The sequence below is a fragment of the Massilia sp. genome (assembly GCF_046293535.1).
Classification (GTDB): domain Bacteria; phylum Pseudomonadota; class Gammaproteobacteria; order Burkholderiales; family Burkholderiaceae_D; genus Telluria.
The window spans coordinates 26152-49530 of record NZ_JBKBOV010000004.1 but is presented as its reverse complement, the minus strand read 5'-3'; the positions used below and the strand labels follow the sequence as shown (position 1 = coordinate 49530).

The following is a 23379-nucleotide window of genomic DNA, read 5'->3' as shown; positions in this document are numbered from 1 at the left end:
TCATGATGTTATGCGGAGCCCAGCGCGCGGGCCGGCAGCGCCACGGGATGTCCAAGGCCGGCGCCGGCGCTGCCGGCCATGCCCGCGCCGGCGCCGGACCACGCCGGCAGGAGGATTTCGAATGCGGTGCCGTTGCGGCCGCTGCGGCAGGCGATGTGGCCGCCCAGCTTCTTGACCAGGCTGTGCACGATCGACAGGCCCAGGCCGTGATGGGCGCCGTCCTTGGTGCTCTTCACCGGCGAGAACAGGTGGGCCAGCACCTCGCGCGACAGGCCGGGGCCGTTGTCGCTGACGACCAGCTCCAGGTAGAGCTGGCGCTCGCGGTTCACGTGCCCACGGTTGACGATGTCCACCCGCCCGCCGCTCGTGCCGAGGGCCTCGATGGCGTTCTTCACCAGGTTCACCAGAATCTGCTTGAGCACGTCGGCGTCGCCCTCGATGCGGGTCGCCTCCTCGTGCATGGTGACGTTGAGGTCGACCGTGGCCGGCACGAAGCCGGTGCTGCGGAACAGGCGCTGCACTTCGTCCACCACCTTGGCGACGTCGGTCGGGCGCGGTCCGGTGTCGACGGGTTTCAGCTCGGCCAGGCTGCTGACCAACTGGCCGACGCGGTCGATTTCCTCGTTCAGGATCGACATCTCGGTGCTCACCGGCTCCTGGCGCGCCAGCTTGCTGTCGAGGACACTCAGGTAGTTCTTGATGATCGACAGCGGATTGTTCACCTCGTGCACCACGCGGCGCGAGGCTTCGCGGTATTCCTCGGCCACGTGGGCCAGCTGGCGGCGCGCATGGCCGCGCTCGGATAGCATGTTCTCCAGCGCGGACGCGGCCTGCGCCCCGAAGGACTGCATGAAGCGCTCGCGCCGCTGGCAGTACGGGACCTGCCAGGCCGCGATGCCGCCGATCAGCACGCCCAGGCAGCGTGCGCCGGCGACCAGCGGCACGCACACCAGGCTGTCGGTGCCGAGCATGCGCAGCAGCTGCTCCTCGGCCAGGCCGAGGCTGTCGCCGTCGCGCCCGATGAAGGCCGGACGGCGTTCCAGCGCGCTCTTGGCGATCGCGCCGCCCTTGGCGAGCGGCACGGCGAATTCGGCGATGCGCTGGCTGCCCTGGATCGGCGCTCCGACCAGGGCATGGCCGGTCGGGTTCTCCAGCAAGACCACGGCATTGCCGAAGTCGAACAGGATGCGGGCCGAGCGCGTCATCGCTTCGAGCAGGCCCGATTCGCCCTGCTGGCGCGCGAAGCTCTGGCCGACTTCCGACACCAGCACCATGTTGCGCACTTCTTCGGACAGGCGCTGCTGCACCGGATCGAGCGCCGGCGCGGCGTAGGCCGGCGGCGCCGGGATGTCGTCGGCGCCCGCCAGGTCGATGCCCAGGTGGGCGGCGGCCTTCTCGACCTGGCGCGCGGCGCCCGCCAGCATCTGGCCGGCCTGTTCGCCGTCGATGCCGCACAGGCCGGCGGCCTCGACGACCATGGCCTCGTCGCCGGCATGGCTGGACAGCACGTGGGCCAGGCGCACGATGCGGATCAGGGGATGGGCCGACTCCAGGCGCTCGCTCGGCTCGTGGTGGTACAGCACGGCGTCGGCCAGGAAGGAATCGAGCTGCCAGCGTTCGATCAGCCAGGCGCCGGCTTCGGCATGGGTGATCTGCAGGGTGCGCTGCTCGACGGCGCACAGGTCCTCGTCGTCGCGCGCGCTGAAGTTGTAGGCGTATTCCTTGGGCGCGGTGGCCAAGAGAGCCAGGCGGCCGACGTTGTGCAGCAGGCCGGCTAGGTAGGCCTCTTCCAGGTGCGGATACTCGACCGCGTGGGCGATCTCACGCGCGATCACGGCAGTGCTCAGGGCGTTCTTCCAGAAGGCGCGCAGGTCGGTGCTGCCGGAATGCGGGAAGTTGTTAAAAGTCTGGAACACCGAGTCGCTGATGACCAGCGTCTTGATCATGTCGGTGCCGAGGGCGACCAGGGACTGCTCGAGGTTGACGTTGCGGTGGTGGCGCTGGTATGCCGAGCTGTTGGCCACGGCCAGCAATTTGCCGGTCATGCCGGCATCCTTCGAAATCAGGGCGGCCAGTTCCGGCATCCCGAGGTCGTCGGCCTGCAAGTGTTCGATGAGACGCACGAGGATCTGCGGCATTGCCGGCAGACGGGCAATCAGCAGACGATTGCGGATATCCTGATCCGAAGCTTGCATGGTCTCAAACGCGGCCGCGTGTCGAAGGTTGTCCGAGGCAGCCCGGATAGGGTTGCCACAAAGTCTTTCTTGTTTATGTACTGAACAGAACAATGTTTAAACGTTTGTTCCGAGCATGAAAAACTTATCTTAGCATATAGACATTTCTGATCGGGAACAATACTTTCTGTAAAAAGTGTTGTCGAGATGTCGCTCTAAAGATAGAGGCGCGAGAAAGCCATTTCCGCATAGGGGAAAGATTATTTCATACATATATGCATATATGAAATTTTATTTCATGCGAGCAGCCAGACATGGCTGCTCGCACATTGTCAAGGCATCGGGTGCCCGTCGCGGATTTTCTGGCGCCGGTAGTGGCGCGCGGTCGCCCACAGGCCGATCGACAGCAGCGTGAAGCCGGCCTGGCCGAGCGCCAGCGACAACACCGAATGCGAGAGCATCGGCGAGATCACGCCGGCGACGATCGCTCCGGCTAGGGTGGTGACGAAGGACTGGCAGGAAGCCACGGTGCCGCGGATGTGCGGGAACATATCGAGTGCCATCAGGGTGGCGCCCGGCGCGATGATCGAACTGCCGAAGGTGAAGAAGAACATGTGCGCCACGCTCCAGGGCAGCGAGGGCGGCAGGAAGCTGTGGTAGGTCACGTTGAACGCGACCGCGCCCAGCATGAAGAAGAAGCCGATCCGGATCTGGCGCGCGAAACCCAGCTTGCCCGCCATGCGGTTGGCCGCCAGCGCGCCCAGGAAGATGCCGCTCACGGTCGGCACGAACAGCCAGGCGAATTGCGAAGGCCCCAGGCCGAGGTGCTCGGGCAGCATCACCGGCGCCGACGCGATGTACAGGAACAGGCCGGCGAAATTCAGCGCCACCACGCCCGACTTCATGTGGAACAGGAAGGAGCTGAAGATGGCGCCGTAGCTCTGGGCCAGGAAGCGCGGGTTGAACGGCTGGCGCTTCTCCTTGGGCACGGTTTCCGGCAGATGCTTCCAGCAGAACCAGCCCAGGATGACGGTGTAGGCGCACAACGCCAGGAAGATCGCGCGCCAGTCGGCCAGGGTGACGATCCAGCCGCCCAGTACCGGCGCGATGGCCGGCGCGATCGAGAAGATCATGGTGACCATCGACAGCAGGCGCGCCGCCTCGGCATCCGAATACAGGTCGCGGATGATGGCGCGCCCCACCACCACGCCCGCCCCCGCCGACACGCCCTGCATGATGCGGAACACCCACAGGTAGTGCACCGAACTGGCCGCCGCGCAGCCGAAGGTGCCGATCGCGAACACCACCAGCGCGAACAGGACCACGTTGCGCCGCCCGAAGGCATCGGACAGCGCGCCGTGCCACAGCACCATGCCGGCGAAGGCCAGCATGTAGGCGGTGAGCGTCTGCTGCACTTCCAGCGCCGACGCGTTCAGTTCGGCGCGGATCTGCGGGAAGGCCGGCAGATAGGCGTCGATCGAGAACGGCCCCAGCATCGACATCGCGGCCAGCAGCGTGGCCAGGCCGCCGGCGCTGAGCATGGCGATTCGATGGGGCGGCGGCAGCGGAACCGGCGTGACCGGATCCTTGGGCAAGTCGTCGGGTTCGGTCGGCGGCAGCATGGAGGGCTTATTGCTCCTGTCTTGGTTTGGCTTCCTCGCGGCGGTTGAAGCCCGCCACCATGTCGAAGCGGAACAGGCGGCATTCGAGCGCGCCGTTGAAGAACGGGGTCTTGCGCGATTCCTTCAGGCGCAGCAGCTTGGGCAGCCCCAGGTCCGCCGTGAACAGTAAGACGGTCCAGCCGGCGAAGCGCTGCTTGAGCGTGGTACCCAGCGCCGAATAGAAGGACACCGCCATCTCGTCCTGCGGCATCGTGGAGTCGCCGCGCACGCCGATCCGCTCGCCGTACGGCGGGTTGGTCAGGAGGATGCCCGGCTCGCTCGTGGGCGGCGACACGTGCTGGGCCTCGATCTGCTTGAGCGGCACGTCGAACAGGATCCCGGCCACCTTCAGGTTGTGGCGGGTCATCGCGACCATGTCGCCCGAGATGTCGGAGCCGAAGATGGTCGGTTCGCTGGGGAGCGGATTGGGTTTGATCTCGGCTTTCAGCGCCGCCCAGGCCTCGCGGTCGAAGTCGGCGAATTTCTCGAAGGCGAAACGGCGGCGCGCGCCCGGCGGGATGCCCTGCACCATCTGGGCCGCTTCGACCAGGATGGTGCCGGAGCCGCACATCGGGTCGAACAGCGGGATGCCCGGCTTCCAGCCGGCCACGCGCAGCATGCCGGCGGCCAGGTTCTCGCGCAGCGGCGCGTCGCCGGTTTCTTCACGCCAGCCGCGTTTGAACAGCGCCTCGCCCGAGGTGTCGAGATAGATGATGAAGTTGCGCTGGTCGAGGAAGCCGACGATGCGCATGTCCGGCTCGCGCGTGTTCACCGAGGGGCGCTTGTTGAACTGGTCGCGGAATCGGTCGCAGACGGCGTCCTTGATCTTCAGCGTGGTGAACTCGAGGCTCTTCAGCGGGGATTTCACCGCGGTGACGTCGACGCGGATGGTGTGGTTGACGCCGAACCAGTCTTCCCAGGGCTGCTCGAGCACCAGGTCATAGATGTCGTTCTCGTTGTTGTAGCTGCGCTGCCCCATGCGCATCAGGACGCGCGAGGCGATGCGCGAGTGCAGGTTGATGCGATAGGCATCGACCATCGAACCGGAGCAGTGCACGCCGCCCGGCACCTGGTTGTGCACCCGCATGGTGGTGCTTTGCTGGGCGATGTCGCCCAGTTCTTCGGCAAGCGCCGCTTCCATGCCGCGCGGGCATGGGCAGAAATATGAGGCCATGAGGGGTACCCTTTGTCCGTTGAAAAATCAGAAAACAGTGGCGCCGGCCCGTGCCGCGCCCTCCAGACCGTCATTCCCGCGCAGGCGGGAACCCAATTTGACGTTCGCGGCGGACCAACGAACCTGGATTCCCGCCTTCGCGGGAATGACGGATCAAATGCAGTGGTGCTAATTCTAGCGGTGCTGATCAGAATGGTTTGACCACCACCAAAATCACGATCGCCAGCAACAGCAGCACCGGCACTTCATTGAAATACCGGTACCACTTGTGGCTGCGCACATTCGCTCCGCGCTCGAACTTTTTCAGCAGCGAGCCGCAGGCGTGATGGTAGCCGATCGTCAGGATCACCAGCGCGAGTTTCGCGTGCAACCAGCCGCCCCGGATGCCGTAGCCCAGCCACAGCCAGATGCCCAGCGCCAGGGCCGGCACCATCAGGATCGTGGTGAAGCGGTACAGCCGGCGCCCCATGCCCAGCAAGCGCTCGAGCACTGCCGGATTGGTTTCCTGGGCCAGGTTGACGAAGATGCGCGGCAGGTAGAACAGCCCGGCGAACCAGGCGGCGATGAAGACGATGTGCAGGGCCTTGATCCAGAGATACATGCGTTTCCTTGTGATTAGTTGCGCACTTCGCCGTGCCCGAACACGACGTACTTGAGCGAGGTGAGTCCCTCCAGTCCGACCGGGCCGCGCGCATGCAACTTGTCGTTCGAGATGCCGATCTCCGCGCCCAGCCCGTATTCGAAGCCGTCCGCGAAGCGGGTCGAGGCATTCACCATGACCGAGGCCGAATCGACCTCGCGCAGGAAGCGCAGCGCGGCGCTGTAGTCCTCGGTGATGATCGATTCGGTGTGCTTCGACGACCAGGTGTTGATGTGGTCGATCGCGCCATCCAGCCCTTCCACCACGCGGATCGCCAGGACCGGCGCCAGGTATTCGGTGCTCCAGTCCTGCTCGGTCGCGTGCTCCAGCCAGGGATAGCCGGCCAGGATCGCATGCGCTTCGGCATCGGCGCGCAGTTCGACCTCTTTCGTCTTGTACAGCTCCGCCAACTGCGGCAGCACGCTTGGTGCGATCGCGCGCGCCACCAGGAGGGTTTCCATGGTGTTGCAGGTGCCGTAGCGGTGGCACTTGGCGTTGAAGGCCACCGGCAGCGCCTTGGCGACGTCTGCCTTGTCGTCGATGTAGACGTGGCAGATGCCGTCCAGGTGCTTGATCATCGGGACCGTGGATTCCTCCATCAGGCGCGCGATCAGGCCCTTGCCCCCGCGCGGGACGATCACGTCCACGTACTGCGGCATCGTGATCAAGGCGCCGACGGCGGCGCGGTCGGTGGTATCGACCACCTGCACCGCATCGAGCGGCAGCCCGGCGCCCTGCAGGCCTTCGCTCACCAGCCTGGCCAGCGCGCGGTTGCAGTGGATCGCTTCCGAGCCGCCGCGCAGGATGGCGGCGTTGCCGCTCTTGATGCACAGGCCGGCCGCGTCCACCGTCACGTTCGGGCGCGCCTCGTAGATGATGCCGATGACGCCCAGGGGCACGCGCATCTGGCCGACCTGGATGCCGCTCGGGCGCGGCTTCATGTTGGTGATCTCGCCGACCGGGTCGGGCAGCGTGACGATCTGGCGCAGGCCCTCGACCATGGTCTGGATGGCGCCGTCGGAAAGCAGCAGGCGGTCAAGCAGGGCCGGCTCCAGGCCATTGGCGCGGGCGGCCTCCATGTCCTCTTGGTTGGCGGCGCGCAGCATGTCCGCGTCGCGCTCGATGGCCTCGGCGATCAGCAGCAGCGCGCGGTTGCGGGTGGCGCCGTCGGCGCGCGCCATGGCGCGCGACGCGGCACGGGCCTTGCGGCCCATGGAGTGCATGTGTTCGGTGATGTCCATCGTGTAGCCCCGTATTGCGATATTCGTACCGCGGATTGGCAAATCAAACGTGATTTGGACGCGTGGGCGTTTGTAATTCCGGGCATTGCCCGAAATTACCCCGTCACCCTACGAAAACCGCGACCTGTAGGGTGGGCGGGTCTCCCGCCCACGCGTTCAACCGGCCCAGGAACAGCCGGGCAAAATTACCGCGCGACCCGCAGCGCCAGCTGCAGCATGGCATCCCATGCATCGCCCGCAAACGCCTTCGCGCGCAAGCCCTTGACCATCCGGTCCACCTGCGCCGCCTCCTGCAGCGCCGCTTCCAGCGTGGCGATCGACACGCGCCGCAGCGCCGGTTCCATCATGCGCTCGCGCGGACCCCAGATGCGGTATTCCTTCAGCAGCGCGCCCAGCGGGCGGCCCTGCGCCATCCCGGATTTCAATTTTAGCAGCGTGCGGATTTCTTCACTGACGGCCCATAAAACCAGCGGCAGGGCTTCGCCCTCGCCCTTCAAACCGTCGAGCATGCGCGCCAGGCGCGCCGGGTCCCCCGCCAGCATCGCCTCGGACAGCTTGAACACGTCGTAGCGCGCAACGTTCAGCACGGCATCGTGCACCTGCTCGAAGCTCAGCTTGCCCGGCTCGTACAGCAGGCCGAGTTTCTGGATTTCCTGGTGCGCAGCCAGCAGGTTGCCCTCGACCCGGTCGGCGATGAAATCCAGGCTCTGGCGCTCGGCGCTCTGCCCCTGGCTGGACAAGCGCATGCCGATCCAGCCCGGCAATTGGGCGCGTTCCACGTTCGAGATCTCGATGTAGACCGCCGCCTGCTGCAGCGCCGCCACCCACGAGGCCTTGGCGGTTTGCCAGTCCAGCTTGGGCAGGGTGATGAGGGTGAGGTTGTCGGGGCCGAGGTCCTTGGCGTAGGCCTGCAGGGCGGCGCTGCCGTCCTTGCCCGGCTTGCCGCCCGGGATGCGCAGCTCGATCAGCTTCTTGTCGCCGAACAGGGACATGGCCTGGTTCGCCGCCAGCAGTTCGCCCCACTTGAAGTTGCGCTCGACCGTGAGCACGTCGCGCTCGGTAAAACCTTGCGCGCGGGCGGTCTTGCGGATGCGGTCGGCCGCCTCCAGCGCGAGCAGGTGCTCGTCGCTGGTGATCACGTACAAGGGCGCCAGGCCCTTGGCCAGGTGGCCCTCTAAAGCCTCAGGCCGCAGTTGCATAATGAAGATTCAATGCGTCAGCTTCACACCGGTTTGATGGCCGCCAGGCGGCGCAGGATCTGCTGCACCAGGTCGGCCTGCATGTCGCGGTACAGGAGCTGCTCTTCCGATTCCTTGGCCAGCACCTGCGATTCATCGAAGGCGATGTTGCGGCGCAGGGTGATCTCGGTCGGTCCCAGCAGTTCCTTGTTGTTGGCATCGCGCACGCGGAACACCAGCGTATAGCTCAGCGAGTACTCGCGCACCCGGCCCAGGCTGTTCAGCGACAGGATGGACTTGCCGCGCGATTCGGACAGCACGTCGAACAAGGCCTGCGCCTTGGAGGCGTCGGTCTCGACGCGCACGGAATCGCCCGCGCGCAAGTTGCGCTTGAGCTCCGTGCCCAGCGGCGAGGTCTCGGGGAAGGCCAGGTAGATGCTCTGGAAGGGCATGTTGTACTGGCCGGTCGAGCCGCGCAGCTGGAAGCCGCAACCCGCGAGGGTAGCGGCCACCAGGACCGCTGCGAGCGTGCGTACCACGATGGTTTTCATCGGTTTACACCACGATGTTGATGAGTTTGCCCGGCACGACGACGACCTTCTTCGGCGTGCCTTCGATGAATTTCTGCACCGATTCCTCGGCCAGCGCGGCAGCTTCGATCGCCGCCTTGTCCGCATCTTTCGGGACTTTGACCGAGCCGCGCAGCTTGCCGTTCACCTGGATCATCAGCTCGATCTCGGACTGCTCCAGTGCGGCCGGGTCGACTTCCGGCCACTGCACGTTGAGGATGTCGCCGTAGACTGCGGCATAGCCCAGCTCGCTCCACAGCGCGTGGGTGATGTGCGGCGCCACCGGGTTCAGCAGGCGCAGGAAGATCGAGAAGCCTTCTGCGATCACGGCGTCGCTCGCCACACCCTCGGCCAGCTTGGCCGACTCCAGGGTATTGAGCATCTTCATGCAGGCCGACACCACGGTGTTGTACTGGATGCGCTTCAGGTCGTAGTCGGCCTGCTGCAGCACCTTGTGCACTTCGCGGCGCAGGGCCTTCTGGGCATCGTCGAGCGAGCCTTGCTGCGGGCCTTTCAGGGCCGCGGCGATACGCTCGCGCTGGGCGTAGCCATAGGCCCAGACACGGCGCAGGAATCGGCTCGCGCCTTCCACGCCGCTGTTCGACCACTCCAGGGTCTGCTCCGGCGGCGAGGCGAACATGGTGAACAGGCGCGCGGTGTCGGCGCCGTACTGCTCGATCTGCGCCTGCGGGTCAATGCCGTTGTTCTTCGACTTCGACATCTTCTCGGTGCCGCCGATCTGGACCGGCTGGCCATCCGATTTCAAAACGGCGCTCTGCGGGCGGCCCTTGTCGTCGAACGTGAGTTCGACATCGGCCGGGTTGAACCAGGTCTTCTTGCTGGACGCGTCCTCGCGGTAGTAGGTCTCGTTCAGCACCATGCCCTGGGTCAGCAGGTTCACAAACGGCTCGTCGAATTTCAGCAGGCCGAAGTCGCGCATCACCTTGGTCCAGAAGCGCGCGTACAGCAGGTGCATGACGGCGTGCTCGATGCCGCCGATGTACTGGTCCATCGGCATCCAGTAGTCGTTGCGCTCGTCGACCATCTTGTCGTTGGATCCCGGCGAGGTATAGCGCATGTAGTACCAGGACGAATCGATGAAGGTGTCCATCGTGTCGGTCTCGCGACGCGCAGGTTTACCGCACTTGGGGCAATCGCACTTGAGGAAGGCTTCGTCCTTGTTCAGCGGGTTGCCGGTGCCGTCCGGGACCAGGTGTTCCGGCAGCACGACCGGCAGGTCTGCTTCCGGCACCGGCACCGCGCCGCAGTCGCCGCAGTGGATCATCGGGATCGGGGTGCCCCAGTAGCGCTGGCGCGAGATGCCCCAGTCGCGCAGGCGGAAGGTCACCTTCTTGTCGCCCAGGCCCTGCGCGGCCAGGTCGCCCGCCACCGCGTTGACCGCGGCGATGTAGTCCAGCCCGTCGTACTTGCCCGAGTTGATGGTGCGGCCGGCTTCCTTGTCGCCGTACCACTCCTGCCAGCCGTCCAGCGAGAATTCCTGGCCTTCGACGGCGACGACCTGCTTGATCGGCAGGTCGTACTTCTTGGCGAAGCCGAAGTCGCGCTCGTCGTGGCCCGGCACACCCATCACGGCGCCGTCGCCGTAGGTCATCAGGACGTAGTTGCCGACCCAGACCGGCAACTGCTCGCCCGTCACCGGGTGGGTCACGGTCAGGCCGGTCGGCATGCCCTTTTTCTCCATCGTCGCCATGTCGGCTTCGATGACGGAACCCAGCTTGCACTCGGCGATGAAGGCCTGCAGTTCCGGGTTGTTTAGTGCTGCGTGCTGGGCCAGCGGGTGCTCGGCCGCCACGGCGCAGAAGGTCACGCCCATGATGGTGTCGGCGCGGGTGGTGAAGACGTACAGCTTGCCCTCGTTGATCAGCTCACCCGATTCGTCCTTGATCTGGTGCGGGAAGGCGAAGCGCACGCCGGTCGACTTGCCGATCCAGTTGGCCTGCATGATGCGCACGCGCTCCGGCCAGCCCGGCAGCTTGTTGTCGACGTAGTCCAGCAGCTCGTCCGCGTACTCGGTGATGCGCACGTAGTACATCGGGATCTCGCGCTTCTCGATCAGCGCGCCCGAGCGCCAGCCGCGGCCGTCCACCACCTGTTCGTTGGCCAGCACGGTCTGGTCCACCGGGTCCCAGTTCACGGTGCCGGTCTTCTGGTAGATGATGCCCTTCTCGAGCATCTTGAGGAACATCCACTGGTTCCACTTGTAGTATTCCGGCTTGCAGGCGGTCATCTCGCGCGACCAGTCGATGGCCAGGCCCATCGATTCCATCTGCTTCTTCATGTGCGCGATGTTCGAGTAGGTCCACTCGGCCGGCGGCACGTTGTTCGCCATCGCCGCGTTCTCGGCCGGCATGCCGAAGGCGTCCCAGCCCATCGGCATCAGGACGTTGTAGCCGTTCATCCGCAGGTAGCGGTACATCACGTCATTGATCGTATAGTTGCGCACGTGACCCATGTGCAGCTTGCCCGATGGGTAAGGCAGCATCGAGCAGGCGTAATATTTGCCTTTCGGGAAACGCGGGTCGTGTTCGACGGCTTTATAGGCGTCGATCGACTTCCAGTAGGCTTGGGCGGCCTGTTCTACTTCGGCTGGACTATATTTTTCTTGCATGATTTCTGCAGACGTAATGAGGGGTGGAACAGAACATTATACTGTTTCATTTTGCACTGCGGCGAAAGGTCGGGTTGTTGCCTCAACAGATCGACCGCCATTGTTTAAAGCACCACAAAACTAAAGACCGTCATTCCCGCGAGGGCGGGAATCCAAGTTCGCCGCACCGTGTTGGCCTAAGCATAAGCCACGGTAAGGCAAACAAAATTGGATTCCGGCCTTCGCCGGAATGACGGTCTCGGGGGTGCGGGCTGACGATCAGGGCAGCGTCAGCCCAGCATGATCAGCGCAGCACCAGCTCCAGCGCCGGCTTCTCGCCGTAATCCTCGTAGCGCTCGTTGATGCCGCCCACGCAGAAGGCGATCTCCTCCAGCAGTTCGGGCACGGCGGCCTTCATCCGGTCGGCTTCCAGGACGACGATCTCCAGCGCCTCATCCGGCTTGAGCCGGAACTTGGTCATGTTCTCTTCGTCGCGCAGGTAGCTCATGCAGTCGACCCAGGCGTCGATGCTGTCGGCGTAGGACTCCGGGAAGCCGAACGCGCGCCGGGACTCGCGATGGAAGGAAGCTTCGTCGACGATGGCGGCGCCGTTCAGTTCCGCGACTGCCATGGTCAAGCCTTCAGTCCCAGCACGTCCTGCATGTCGAACAGGCCGTTCGGCTTGCCCGCCAGGTAACGCGCGGAGCGCAGGGCGCCGTGGGCGTAGGTGACGCGGCTGCTCGACTTGTGGCTGATCTCGATGCGCTCCCCTGTGCCGAGGAACATCACCGTGTGGTCGCCCACCACGTCGCCGCCGCGCACGGTGGCGAAGCCGATGGTCGAGGGATCCCGCTCGCCGGTCACGCCTTCGCGGCCGTAGACCGCGCATTCCTTCAGGTCGCGCCCCAGCGCGCCGGCGATCACCTCGCCCATCCTGAGGGCGGTGCCGCTCGGCGCATCCACCTTGTGGCGGTGGTGCGCTTCGACGATCTCGATGTCGTAGCCTTCGTTGAAGCTTCTGGCCGCCATTTCCAGCAGCTTGAGGGTGACGTTGACGCCCACGCTCATGTTCGGGGCGAACACGATGCCGACCTTTTCGGACGCTAGCCGAATGGCGGCCTTGCCGGCATCGTCGAAGCCGGTGGTGCCGATCACCAGCTGCACGCCGTTGGCCGCGCAGAATTCCACGTGGCGCAGCGTGCCTTCGGGGCGGGTGAAGTCGATCAGCACGTCGGCGTTCTTCAGCGCCGCGGCCAGGTCGCACTGGATGATCACGCCGGTGAGCTGGCCGGCGAAGGCGCCGGCGTCCATGCCGATCGAGGGCGAACCCTGGACGTCGAGCGCGCCCGCCAGTTCGGCGTCCGGCGCTGCCTGGATGGCTTCGACCAGCATGCGGCCCATGCGGCCGCTGGCGCCGGCGACGGCGATTTTCAACGGGGCGCTCATGGCTGGATCACCGGCGCGCCGCCGACCTTGGGCGCTTCCATCGGGCGTGATTCGGACTTGGCCTTGGTGCTCACCTTGGACGGGCCGGCGATGCGGTCGATGTATTCGCGCTCGGTCGGCAGGTTGCCGCCTTCGAAGCGCTCGACCTTGTCGTCCTTGAAGAACACGGTGACGCGGCTGGTGGTCAGCTCGCCGTTGCCGCGCGCGAGGTAGAAGGGGTAGTCCCAGCGGTCCTGGTGGAAGACGTCCTGCAGCAGCGGGGTGCCGAGCAGGAAGCGCACCTGGTCGCGGGTCTGGCCGACCTTGAGCTGCTCCAGCATCTCCTGCGAGACGAAGTTACCTTGCTGGATGTCGGGACGGTAGGGCGAGAACACCCACATGAACTTCTGCAGCTTGGTGGCCTGGACGGTCTGGGCGCCGGCATTGGCGGCGTCCGCCGACTTCTGCGCGTCGACGGCGACAGCCGCCGGATCCGTGTTCACCGGCGGCGCGGGACGCGTCTGGTTGCGCCAGGAGGCGCAGCCGGACAGCATCAGGGTGCATGCGAGGCCGGCCGCGAGCGCTGCCCGGGCAGAATAGCGATGAATGACGGCTTGTTTGACGCGCATAGGTAACCTCAAAACGTTTGAGCGGGAGCTCCAAAACGCTATATCATAAAGCACTCCGCCAAACTACGAGCAACAAACATGAGTAACAACCCTACCGACCTGAAGGCCAGCGGCCTGAAGGCTACGCTGCCACGCCTGAAAATCCTGGAAATCTTCCAGAACAGCTCCGTTCGGCACCTGACGGCGGAAGATGTCTACAAAATCCTCCTTGCCGACAACATGGATGTGGGCCTGGCCACGGTGTACCGCGTGCTGACCCAGTTCGAACAGGCCGGCCTGCTGAACCGCAACCACTTCGAGACCGGCAAGGCCATCTACGAGCTCAACGCCGGTTCGCACCACGACCACCTCGTCTGCCTCGACTGCGGCCACGTGGAAGAATTCTTCGACGAAGAAATCGAAGCGCGCCAGCACAAGATCGCGGTCGAACGCGGCTTCAAGATCGCCGAGCACTCGCTCGCGATCTACGGCAATTGCGTCAAGCCGGCCTGCCCGCACCGCCACTGATTCAGGTAGGGGTGTAAAAAGCGGCCAGGGCAAGGCGCCGAGTCGAAGACAGTACGGGTAGTACGGCGAGACGAGGCAACGCAGCCATGGCCGCTTTTTTACACCCCTACGACTGGCTCAGGGCGTTCGACAGCAGCTTGGCCGTAATGTCCACGATCGGGATCACGCGCTCGTAGGCCATGCGCGTCGGCCCGATCACCCCCAGGGTGCCGACGATGCGCCCATTGACTTCGTAGGGCGCGGTCACCACGCTCATTTCGTCCATCGGCACCAGTTTCGACTCGCCGCCGATGAAGATCTGCACCCCGCCCGCCTTGCTCGACACCTCGAGCAGCTGCATCAGGCCGGTCTTCTGCTCGAACATCTCGAACATCTGGCGCAGTGAGCTCATGTTCGAGGACAAGTCCGATACCGACAGCAGGTTGCGCTCGCCCGCGATCACCATGTCGTCGCCCTCGGACATCGCCTCGCTGCCCGCCTCCACCGCCACCTGCATCAGCCGGCCCATGTCGTCGCGCAACTGGCGCAGTTCGCCGCTCAGGCGCGCGCGCACCTCATCGAAGGTCAGGCCCGCGTAGTTCTGGTTCAGGTAGTTGGCCGACTGCGTCAGCTGGCCCGGCGTGTAATCGACCTCGGTGTGCAAGAGGCGGTTCTGGACGTCGCCGCGCGGATCGACGATGACCAGCAGGATGCGCTTCTCGGACAGGCGCAGGAATTCGATCTGCTGGAACACCGACTCGCGCCGCGGGCTCTGCACCACGCCGGCGAACTGCGACAGCGAAGACAGCATCTGGGCCGCGTTGGCGATGATCTTCTGGGGCTGCTGGCTCGGGAAGCGCATATTCTGGGCGGCGGCGGCCTGCTCGTCGATGTGCTGCACGGTGAGCAGGGTGTCGACGAACAGCCGGTAGCCGCGCGGGGTCGGAATGCGGCCGGCCGAGGTGTGCGGACTGGCGACGTAGCCCATTTCCTCGAGGTCGGCCATGATGTTGCGGATCGTGGCCGGCGACAGGTCGAGGCCGGAAATCTTCGACAGCGCGCGCGAACCGACCGGCTGGCCGTCGGCGATGTAGCGCTCGACGAGGGCTTTGAGCAGGGTCTGGGCGCGGGGTTCGAGTTGCATGCTCTTATTATGCACGCGATAGCGGGCGGGGCGCCAGTTCAGGCGTGCTCGCGCTTGAGCCAGTCCAGCAGGCCGTCCAGGCTGCTCACCTCATGGTCTGGGCGGACCTGGCCGGGCAGGTCGTTGAGCTTGCCGATCCGGTTCATCCACACGGCGCGCAAGCCGGCGCGCTGGGCACCCTGGACGTCCAGCAACAGGTCGTCGCCCACGTACACCGCCTCCTGCGGCGCCACGCCCAGCAGATTGCACGCCTCCAGGAAGATGCGCGGGTCCGGCTTGGCGACGCCGAACGTGGGGGCGGCGACCGAGGCGTCGAAATGGCGCGCCAGGCCGATCGTCTGCAAATCGGCATTGCCATTGGTGACCGAGCCGATCCGCACCCTGCCCTTCAGGCGCAGCAGGCCCGGCAGCACGTCGTCATGGGGAATCACGGCATTGCGGGCGGCGAAGAATTCGGTCATCGCCAGTTCCACCTTGCTCGCATCCTCGCCGGCCTGCTCGAAGGCGGCGATCAGGCCGGCCCGGCGCAGGGCGCCCAGGTCGAGCTGGAATTCCGGCTGGCGCGCCAGCAGCTCGAGCCTGGCCTGGCGCAGCGTCTCGATGGTGAACTGCTGCGCCACCCGCGGCGCATGCTCGCGCAGCCAGGCGAACAGGATCTGCTCGGCCTCCAGGATCACCGGGGCGATCGGCCACAGGGTGTCGTCGAGGTCGAACAATACGGCTTTGGGCCAGGCGCGGCGCTGGATCATGGTGTGCTTGCTTGGAAGATGGATGCCTGGCCCAAGGATAGCGAGCACGCCCGTAGAAAGCAAACGGGCACTGTCCCGTGCTACCCACGGTTACAGCGTGATACAAAGGCAAACCGTCCAGCTGCTTGTTAAATGGACTAAAATGTTGGGCTAATATAATGTGGGCGTACGTCGTCCACCCGCGTGTCCACTGCTCACTTGCACACGCTTTGCACGTTCACCAGTCAGATTTTTTGGAGAAATTATGAAGAGTTCGTACCTGCGTGCCGGTGCTGCGCTGGCATGCGCGCTGGCGCTGTCCGCCTGCGGCGGTGGCGATGGGGACCGGGTTATCAGCGGTTCGTTTTCCGGCGTGACCAGGCCTGGCCTGGTCCTGCAGAACAATGGCGGCTCCGACCTGGTCATCAATCCGACCAACGACGGTTCCGGACGATTCTATTTCCCCGACATGGTGGAAACCGATTCCGACTACAACGTCACGGCCAAGAGTTTCCCGAGCAATGCCGAGACCTGCAAGGTTACCAACGGCAAAGGCAAGGTCGCGATCGACATCAACACCATCTATGTCGAGTGCACGATCCGCCAGCACGAGCTGAAGGGAACGGTGAATGGCCTGACCGGCAACAACCTGGTGCTGGTCAACGGTTCCGACCGCGTCGCGGTCCCCGCCGGCGCCACCTCCTTCACCATGGCCAAGGTCAACGAAGACGCGCCCTACGGCGTCGCCGTCCTGACCCAGCCCGACAACCAGACCTGCACCGTTGCCAACGGCAGCGGCACCGTGGGCCAGGCCGCCATCACCAACGTGACCGTGAACTGCGGCCCGCGTACTTGATCAACACTGAATATCCTGGAGCACGCTTCATGAAGTTTTCCCTGATCCGTCCGGCAAGCATGCTGGCAATGGCGGTGGCCCTGGCATCCTGTGGTGGCGGTGGTGACGACGATAGTTTCACGGTGGGCGGCAGGGTTGCCGGCCTCGTCTATTCGGGCCTGGTACTGACCAATAACGGCGCCTCCGACCTCAACGTGGCGCCGCCGGCAAAGGCGGGCGAAGAGGTCACGTTCAGCTTCCCGAACAAGCTCGAGTACGGCGACACCTATGACGTCCGGGTCAAGACCCAGCCGCTGCACCAGACCTGCGAAATTTATCAGTACGCCCCGAACAGCACCGCCGGCACGGCCGGACAGCTGGCGGTGATCAATGCGCGTTTCGAGTGCTTCATCAATGCCTACGATATCGGCGGGACCGTCACCGGCCTGACCAAGGACAATACCGGCCTGGTGTTGACCAACGGCAGCACGACCGGCAGCACGCTGCTCGTCGCGTCCGAGACCAACACGACCGGCGCGCCCTTCCCTTATACGATGACGGCCAAGGTGCCGTATAACCAGTCGTATGGCGTGACCATCGTGACCCAGCCGAAGGGCGCCGTTTGCACGGTCCAGAATCCGACCGGCGTCATGGGCGATGCGAATGTCACCAACATCAACGTCAACTGCGTGCAGTCCTGAGATATTCGAAAAACTTATGTCGAATATGTGAAAGGAAAATTGGACTTATATGCTGTGATGCAGCATACTAACTCCTGTCTCCTCCAACTCTCCTCAGAAAAGAATTGGATTTCAAGCCCGCTACCCAGCGGGCTTTTTTTTCGCCCGTCCTTTCGCCACAGGGGCAAACGGGGCGCCGGGAATCAGGCCGGACGCTTGGCCGTGACTTTCACCACGGCGACCTGCGAGGCCCCGACCGCGACCTGGGCGTTGTAGGCATCGGCGGCGCGGCTGGTGGCGGCCTGCGCATAGCTGCTGACGCCGGCGAGGACCAGGGTGACGAGGAAGATGGCTTCCATGTGCTTGAGGACGTTCATTGTGTGCTCCCTTCGGTGAGTTGCTTGGCCGCTTCGTGTGTCGTGCGGCTTGTCGATGGGAGCACTTTAGCCAAGGCCTCCCGCGGCTTCCATGGGAGTGCGATGGACTGCAGGAATCGGCGGATGAAGGGACGAAAAACGGGATGCGCTGTCCTTGTGCAGTGCAATGCAGAGCAGCATTCGGTGGCGTTTCGCAGGGCGGCAAGGGCCGCCCCGCGCAGGGAGATCAAAGCAGGTTTGCCAGCGCCACGTACTGCTCCAGGCCCACCGCTTCCGGCCGCGCGCCCGGATCGATGCCGGCCTCGACCAGTTGCGCCTCGGTGAACATGCCCGCCACGCAGTTGCGGATCACCTTGCGGCGCTGCGAGAAGGCCTTGGCGACCACCTTTTCCAGCGTGGCGCCATCCACGTCCAGCTTCTCGCGCTTGGGGATCATGCGCACGATCGCCGAGTCGACCTGGGGCGGCGGGTCGAAGGCGGTCGGCGGGACGATGAACAGCAGGTCCATGTCGTAGCGCCACTGCAGCATCACCGACAGGCGGCTGTAGGCCTTGGTGCCCGGCTCGGCTACCATGCGCTCGACCACTTCCTTCTGCAGCATGAAATGCTGGTCCTCGACCAGCGGCGCGAACTCGGCCAGATGGAACAGCAGCGGGCTCGAGATGTTGTACGGCAGGTTGCCGACGATGCGCAGCTTCTGCCCCGCCAAGCACGGGATCGATCCGAAATCGAACTTCAGCGCGTCGCCCGAGTGCACGGTGAGCTTCTCGCGCGGGTAGGCCTTTTCCAGGCGCGCCACCAGGTCGCGGTCCAGCTCGACGACGTGCATGTGGTCAAGCGACTTGAGCAGCAGCGCGGTCATGGCGGCCAGGCCCGGCCCGATCTCGACCATCGCCTGGCCGCGCTGCGGGCCGATGGCGTCGATGATGTTGTCCAGGACGAGTTTGTCGGTCAGGAAGTTCTGGCCGAAGCGCTTGCGTGCTACGTGTTTGCTCATGGTGTTCCAGTAATGGTGTTCGTTCAGCGGCGGCTCGATGCCGCCATCTGCATGGCGGCGCGGATCGCCTCCTCCATGCTGCCGCAGTCGGCCAGGCCCAGGCCCTGGGCCGCCAGGTCGAGCGCGGTGCCGTGGTCGACCGAGGTGCGCACGATCGGCAGGCCGAGCGTGACGTTGATGCCGCGCCCGAAGGTGGCGTGCTTGAGCACCGGCAGGCCCTGGTCGTGGTACATCGCCAGCACGCAGTCGGCCCCTGAGAGGTACTTCGGCTGGAACAGGGTGTCGGCCGGATAGGGACCGCGCGCGTCGATGCCGCGCGCCCTGCTTTGCTCCAGCACCGGCGTGATGACCTCGATCTCTTCGCGCCCCAGGTAGCCGTTCTCGCCCGCGTGCGGGTTCAGGCCGGTGACCAGGATGCGCGGCGCGGCGATGCCGAACTTGTTCTTCAGGTCCGCGTCGACGATGTCGATGGTCTGTGCCAGGTTCTCCGGCGTCAGCGCCGCCGGGACGTCCTTCAGCGGCAAATGGGTGGTGGCCAGCGCCACCCGCAGGTAAGGCTGCTCATTTCCCCCTGCCGCGGCGGGCTGCCCTGCCAGCATCATCACGACCTTCGGCGTGTTGGTCTTCTCGGCCAGGTATTCGGTATGGCCGGAAAAGGCCACGCCGGCGTCGTTGATCGTGCTTTTCTGGAGCGGCGCGGTGACGATGCCGTCGAACCAGCCGCACAGGGCGCCTTCGATCGCGAGGTCCAAGGTGGCCAGCACGGCGCGCCCGTTCTCCGCATTCAGTTGGCCCGGGACGACGTGGGCTTCGAGCGGCACGTCGATCACGGCCAGGCGGTCCTTGCCGAAGTGCGGCAGGCCGCCGTTGCGCAGGGCCTGGATCGACAGGGCCGACAGGCGGATGGCGGGATCGATCAGGCTGGCGGTGAGCGCCAGGAAGGCGGCGTCGCCGACCAGCACGCAGTTGGCGGATTCGCGCAGCGCCCAGGCCGCGCGGATCGAGATCTCGGGACCGATGCCGGCCGGCTCGCCGACCGTGACCGCGAGGGTTGGCCGGCGTCCGTTCGGCATCGTCATGGCTTACTGCTCCTCGCGGAACTCGACGTAGGCGCGGTCGCGCACCTGGCGCATCCAGTCTTCCAGCGCTTCCTGCATCTTGCGCTCGCGCAGGACCTGGCGTGCATTGTTGCGTTCGCGCTGCTTGCTCTGGTCTTCGGTCTTGCGCTCGGTGACGCGCAGGATGTGGAAGCCGAACGGCGACTCGATGACGTCCGAGACCTCGCCCGGCTTCAGGGTCGACAGTGCCTGGTCGAATTCCGGACCGGCGTCGCCCGGCTCCAGCCAGCCCAGGTCGCCGCCCTTGGCCGCGCTGCCCGGTTCCTGGCTGTTCTGGCGCGCCAGGTCTTCGAAGGTGGCGGTCTTGTTGACGATCTTTTCCTTCAGCTCGAGCAGCTTCTTCTTGACCTCGGCCGCGCTCATGGTCGGCGTCGGCTTCATGAGGATGTGGCTGACGCGGGTCTGCTGGACCACGGCGTCCTCGGGCGCGAGGGCGTCGGCCAGGCTGCGCTGGTCCGCCATCCTGAGGATGTGGAAGCCGACGTTGGTCTTGATGATCGGGGTCATCTGGCCCGGCTTGAGCTTGCGCAGCTGGGTCGCGAAGATTTCCGGCAGGCGGTCCGGATCGCGCCAGCCGATCTCGCCGCCCTTCAGGGCGTCGGGCGCGTCGGAATAGGTCGCCGCCATCTTGGCGAAATCGGCGCCGGTGCGCAACTGGCGCGCCACTTCCTCGGCGCGTGCGCGGCGCGCCGCGATCTGCTCGGGCGAGGCGTTCTCGGGCACCGCCACCAGGATCTGCGCCAGGTTCATCTCGACGCGATCGGCGGCGGCGGCCTTGGAGGCGGCGAGGTAGGTGTCGATCTCTGCTTCCGACACCTGGATCTTGGAGTCGACCTCGTGCTCGCGCAACTGCTGCATCATGATCTCGTTGCGGATGTCTTCACGGAACTGTCCGAACGGCAGGCCCTCTTTCTCCATCTGGTTGCGCATCTCCTGCACCGACATCTTCTGGTTCTCGGCGATGCGGGCGATGGTGGCGTCGAGCCTGCGGTCGTCCACGCGCACGCCCATTTCCTTGGCCAGCTGCAGCTGGGCGCGCTCGACGATCATCGCTTCCACCACCTGGCGCTCCAGGGTGGACTGGTCCGGCAGCTGCACGTTGCGCGCGCGCAGGTTCTGCGCGGTCTGGGCCACGCGGTTGTTCACCTCGTTTTTCGTGATCACTTCGTCATTGACCACGACGTGGATCGAGTCGAGCACCTTGGCGCTGCTCGACGCCGGCGGCAGGAAACCGCTGCCCGGCTTGGCGGCCGGCGCCGTGTCTTGGGCCAGGACCTGGCCCGCGGTCAGCGCGCACAGCAGGGCTGCGGCGAGCTTAATAGTGTGCAAACGGGTGGAACGCGTCATCTGGAAAGCACTCATTCAGGGTGAAGAATCATTCAATTGCCAGCCGAGTAGTGTACTCCACGGCGGTTAAAGCGTCCTTAAATTTCAGGGCCGCCCCACATTGGTCGACAGCTGCTGGTAGCCCGGCACGGCCTTGTTGAAGGCCTCGAGCGGGTTGCCCGAACCGAGGCGCGACAATCCGTTGAGCTCGAGCTGGAAGAAGATCGGCGTCGAGGTGGTCTGCGCCGCGGTCACGAAGCGCTGCGCGCCGAAACGGAACACCCAGCAATCGGCCTTGTATTCCAGGCCGATCAGGCTCTCGAGCAGCTTGCCCTTGCCCGGCTCCAGGCTGCCCACGGAGTAGGAGCGCAGCGCGTAGCTCACGCGCCCGACGCCGTACCAGCGCGAGGACAGCGGCCACTGCCCCGACAGGTCGACGTTGCGGAAGCTGCCGCGCTGGTAGCGGTATTCGGCGTTCAGGACCTTCATCGGGGCCGGGCGCCACTGCGTGCTCAGGTTCGAGCTGTACAGGTTGCTGCCGGTGGCGTCGTATTGTACGCCGCTGTCGAAGCTCCAGGTCTCGGAAATGCGGCCCGAAGCCGCCAGCAGCACGTCCGAGCGGCTCTGGTGCACCGGCTCGCCCGGCAGGCGCACGCGCGGCTCGTCGAAGTAGATGCGCTGGCCGAAGGCCAGGCGCAGGCGCTCGGCGCCGTCGCTCTGGATGTAGCGCGAGACCACTGCGGCGGTCAGCTGGTTGGCGTCCGATACCCGGTCCAGCCCGACGTAGCGGTTCTCGCTGAACAGCTGGGCGTAGTTGAAGCCCGCGCGGCCGGTATCGAAGTTCGGGAACAGGCTCTGGTCCTTGTACGGCGTGCGCACGTAGAACAGGCGTGGCTCCAGGGTCTGGGTGACGCCCCTGCCGAACAGCGAGGCCTCGCGCTCGAACACCAGGCCGCTGTCGAGCGAGAAGGTGTTCAGGCTGCGCGACAGCTTGGTCGGGCCGGTATAGCCGTTGGCGCGGTCCAGGTCGTACTTGGTGTGGTGGCTGATGACTTTCGGCGTGACGAACCAGCCCGGGCGCACGATCGGATAGCTGACCTGGGCCACGGCCACGGCGCGGTTGCCGCGCAACAGGTCCGGGTGCCAGAAGCTCACCGCCTCGGCATCCACCGCCCAGTCGAAGCCCTTGACGTCGTAGCGGCCGGCGTGGAAGTTAATCTGCGGCAGGCGGTCGTAGGGGCGCGGCACCGTCAGCCTCGGGTCGTCGACCGCGGCCGGGTCTTGCAGCACCTGGTAGTTCTGGGCGCGCGCGGAGAGGTTCCAGAACTGGCCGACGTAGTCGGTGCGCACTTCGCGCAGCAGCTGGCGCTCGGCGCTGGCGGCCACGGTGCGCGAGAAGTCGCTCGGGTATTCGTCGTCCGAGGCGCCATGCAGGTTCCAGCCGTAGGACCAGCCGGGGCCGAGGGCCTGGGTATGCACCGAATCGACGCGCCAGCGGTCTTCGCCGGTCTCGCGGTCCTTGCGCAGGCCCTCGACGTGGGTCTCGCCGTTGTAGGCGCCCAGGCTTGTCACGCCCAGGTAACGCCCGGTGGCGCCGAGCTGCAGGCCGCGGTCGAACATCATGCGCGGGTAGAGCGTCAAATCGCGGTTCGGAGCGATGTTGAAGTAATACGGCACCATGACCTCGGCCTTGCCCTTGGAGCCGAAGCCCACGGTGGGCGCCAGCCAGCCGGAGCGGCGCGCGCCCGACAGCGAGAACGACAGGGCCGGGGTGCCGATGATCGGCACGTCCTTGAAATAAATGACGGTCTTGCCGGCCAGGCCGACGTCGCGGCCGCTGTCCAGGCGCAGCGTGCTCGACTTGAGGTACCAGTCCGGGTCCGGCCCTTCGCAGGTGCTATAGGTGCCGTCGCGCACCAGCGCCACGTCCTCGCCGAGGAAGTCGATGCGCGAGGCATTGCCCTGGGCGTTATTCAGCTGCAAACGGTATTCGGGACGCAGCACGTAGCCCTTGCCCGTCTCCAGGTTCAGCTGCAGCTCGTCGCCCTTGTAGCGGTCGCCGAAGCGCCACATGTTGACGTTGCCGGTGGCCGTGACCTGGTCTTCGACCCGCAGGTAGCAGGCGGTGTCGGCGGTCAGGCGGGTCTGGCCACGTGTCAGTTCGACATTGCGCTCGAGGTTGATCTGGCGGTCGGGCCGGCCGCTGATTTCTTCGGCGCGGATCGTGATCGGGAGGTCCTGCTCATCTCGGGTTGAGCTCGACTGTGGCGCGGGAGCGACGTCCTGTGCATGCAGCGGCAGCGCGACGCCGGCGGCCGCACTGGCCAGTACATACAATGCGAGCGCCTGTCGCGGGGGAAATGGGTGGGCCGAAAACCAGCTCATGGAG

Annotated in this window: 21 protein-coding genes; 3 read left to right on the top strand and 18 right to left on the bottom strand. The window is 65.4% G+C overall.

The window, feature by feature from the left end:
* Nucleotides 1-8: 8 nt before the first annotated feature.
* The 11 genes from ACK4S9_RS03605 to ACK4S9_RS03555 all read right to left on the bottom strand — a co-directional run bounded on the left by ACK4S9_RS03605 (nucleotide 9) and on the right by ACK4S9_RS03555 (nucleotide 13299).
* Entirely contained in the window at nucleotides 9-2195 is a 2187-nt protein-coding gene (locus tag ACK4S9_RS03605) for an HDOD domain-containing protein (protein WP_409721553.1), read from the bottom strand.
* 311 nt (nucleotides 2196-2506) lie between these two features.
* Nucleotides 2507-3796, bottom strand: coding sequence for a multidrug effflux MFS transporter (locus ACK4S9_RS03600; protein WP_409721551.1), 1290 nt, complete (start codon nucleotides 3794-3796; stop codon nucleotides 2507-2509).
* Between the two features lie 7 nt (nucleotides 3797-3803).
* Nucleotides 3804-5009, bottom strand: coding sequence for a class I SAM-dependent RNA methyltransferase (locus tag ACK4S9_RS03595; RefSeq protein ID WP_409721548.1), 1206 nt, complete (start codon nucleotides 5007-5009; stop codon nucleotides 3804-3806).
* Nucleotides 5010-5196: 187 nt separating this feature from the next.
* Nucleotides 5197-5610: a CopD family protein gene (locus ACK4S9_RS03590; protein ID WP_409721545.1), complete on the bottom strand. Its 414-nt coding sequence runs from the start codon at nucleotides 5608-5610 to the stop codon at nucleotides 5197-5199.
* A gap of 14 nt (nucleotides 5611-5624) precedes the next feature.
* Nucleotides 5625-6890 carry a glutamate-5-semialdehyde dehydrogenase gene (locus ACK4S9_RS03585; protein ID WP_409721542.1) on the bottom strand — a complete coding sequence of 422 codons (1266 nt, stop codon included), beginning with the start codon at nucleotides 6888-6890 and terminating at the stop codon, nucleotides 5625-5627.
* Between the two features lie 185 nt (nucleotides 6891-7075).
* Nucleotides 7076-8089 (bottom strand): DNA polymerase III subunit delta, encoded by a 1014-nt coding sequence (holA, locus tag ACK4S9_RS03580; protein ID WP_409721540.1) that lies wholly within the window; start codon nucleotides 8087-8089, stop codon nucleotides 7076-7078.
* A 23-nt stretch (nucleotides 8090-8112) separates the two neighbouring features.
* Entirely contained in the window at nucleotides 8113-8619 is a 507-nt protein-coding gene (gene lptE, locus ACK4S9_RS03575; protein ID WP_409721537.1) for an LPS assembly lipoprotein LptE, read from the bottom strand.
* Nucleotides 8620-8623: 4 nt separating this feature from the next.
* Nucleotides 8624-11266 carry a leucine--tRNA ligase gene (leuS, locus tag ACK4S9_RS03570; RefSeq protein WP_409721534.1) on the bottom strand — a complete coding sequence of 881 codons (2643 nt, stop codon included), beginning with the start codon at nucleotides 11264-11266 and terminating at the stop codon, nucleotides 8624-8626.
* Nucleotides 11267-11549: 283 nt separating this feature from the next.
* Nucleotides 11550-11876, bottom strand: a complete 327-nt coding sequence (locus tag ACK4S9_RS03565; protein WP_409721532.1) for a barstar family protein — start codon at nucleotides 11874-11876, stop codon at nucleotides 11550-11552.
* Between the two features lie 2 nt (nucleotides 11877-11878).
* Complete coding sequence (gene dapB, locus ACK4S9_RS03560; protein ID WP_409721529.1) at nucleotides 11879-12691, bottom strand: 4-hydroxy-tetrahydrodipicolinate reductase; 813 nt, start codon at nucleotides 12689-12691, stop codon at nucleotides 11879-11881.
* Nucleotides 12688-13299 (bottom strand): outer membrane protein assembly factor BamE, encoded by a 612-nt coding sequence (locus ACK4S9_RS03555; RefSeq protein ID WP_409721526.1) that lies wholly within the window; start codon nucleotides 13297-13299, stop codon nucleotides 12688-12690. The genes dapB and ACK4S9_RS03555 overlap by 4 nt, the downstream gene beginning before the upstream one ends.
* A 78-nt stretch (nucleotides 13300-13377) precedes the next feature.
* Between ACK4S9_RS03555 and fur the strand changes: the two genes are divergently transcribed.
* On the top strand, nucleotides 13378-13806 hold the full coding sequence (gene fur, locus ACK4S9_RS03550; protein ID WP_409721524.1) for a ferric iron uptake transcriptional regulator: 429 nt from the start codon (nucleotides 13378-13380) through the stop codon (nucleotides 13804-13806).
* Between the two features lie 106 nt (nucleotides 13807-13912).
* On the opposite strand, the gene hrcA is transcribed toward fur, so the two are convergent.
* Both hrcA and ACK4S9_RS03540 read right to left on the bottom strand, forming a co-directional pair.
* Nucleotides 13913-14929 (bottom strand): heat-inducible transcriptional repressor HrcA, encoded by a 1017-nt coding sequence (gene hrcA / locus ACK4S9_RS03545; protein WP_409721522.1) that lies wholly within the window; start codon nucleotides 14927-14929, stop codon nucleotides 13913-13915.
* A gap of 38 nt (nucleotides 14930-14967) precedes the next feature.
* Nucleotides 14968-15678 carry an HAD family hydrolase gene (locus ACK4S9_RS03540; RefSeq protein ID WP_409721519.1) on the bottom strand — a complete coding sequence of 237 codons (711 nt, stop codon included), beginning with the start codon at nucleotides 15676-15678 and terminating at the stop codon, nucleotides 14968-14970.
* 244 nt (nucleotides 15679-15922) lie between these two features.
* Between ACK4S9_RS03540 and ACK4S9_RS03535 the strand changes: the two genes are divergently transcribed.
* Nucleotides 15923-16513 carry a hypothetical protein gene (locus ACK4S9_RS03535; RefSeq protein ID WP_409721516.1) on the top strand — a complete coding sequence of 197 codons (591 nt, stop codon included), beginning with the start codon at nucleotides 15923-15925 and terminating at the stop codon, nucleotides 16511-16513.
* Nucleotides 16514-16542: 29 nt separating this feature from the next.
* Nucleotides 16543-17193 (top strand): hypothetical protein, encoded by a 651-nt coding sequence (locus tag ACK4S9_RS03530; protein WP_409721513.1) that lies wholly within the window; start codon nucleotides 16543-16545, stop codon nucleotides 17191-17193.
* A 182-nt stretch (nucleotides 17194-17375) separates the two neighbouring features.
* Here ACK4S9_RS03530 and ACK4S9_RS03525 read toward each other — a convergent pair whose 3' ends face one another.
* The 5 genes from ACK4S9_RS03525 to ACK4S9_RS03505 all read right to left on the bottom strand — a co-directional run bounded on the left by ACK4S9_RS03525 (nucleotide 17376) and on the right by ACK4S9_RS03505 (nucleotide 23375).
* Nucleotides 17376-17549, bottom strand: a complete 174-nt coding sequence (locus ACK4S9_RS03525) for a hypothetical protein (protein WP_409721511.1) — start codon at nucleotides 17547-17549, stop codon at nucleotides 17376-17378.
* A 226-nt stretch (nucleotides 17550-17775) separates the two neighbouring features.
* Entirely contained in the window at nucleotides 17776-18546 is a 771-nt protein-coding gene (gene rsmA, locus ACK4S9_RS03520; protein ID WP_409721508.1) for a 16S rRNA (adenine(1518)-N(6)/adenine(1519)-N(6))-dimethyltransferase RsmA, read from the bottom strand.
* 23 nt (nucleotides 18547-18569) lie between these two features.
* Nucleotides 18570-19619, bottom strand: coding sequence for a 4-hydroxythreonine-4-phosphate dehydrogenase PdxA (gene pdxA / locus ACK4S9_RS03515; protein WP_409721875.1), 1050 nt, complete (start codon nucleotides 19617-19619; stop codon nucleotides 18570-18572).
* Nucleotides 19620-19628: 9 nt separating this feature from the next.
* Nucleotides 19629-21011, bottom strand: coding sequence for a peptidylprolyl isomerase (locus tag ACK4S9_RS03510; protein WP_409721505.1), 1383 nt, complete (start codon nucleotides 21009-21011; stop codon nucleotides 19629-19631).
* Nucleotides 21012-21095: 84 nt separating this feature from the next.
* Entirely contained in the window at nucleotides 21096-23375 is a 2280-nt protein-coding gene (locus tag ACK4S9_RS03505) for an LPS-assembly protein LptD (protein ID WP_409721502.1), read from the bottom strand.
* Between the last annotated feature and the right edge of the window lie 4 nt (nucleotides 23376-23379).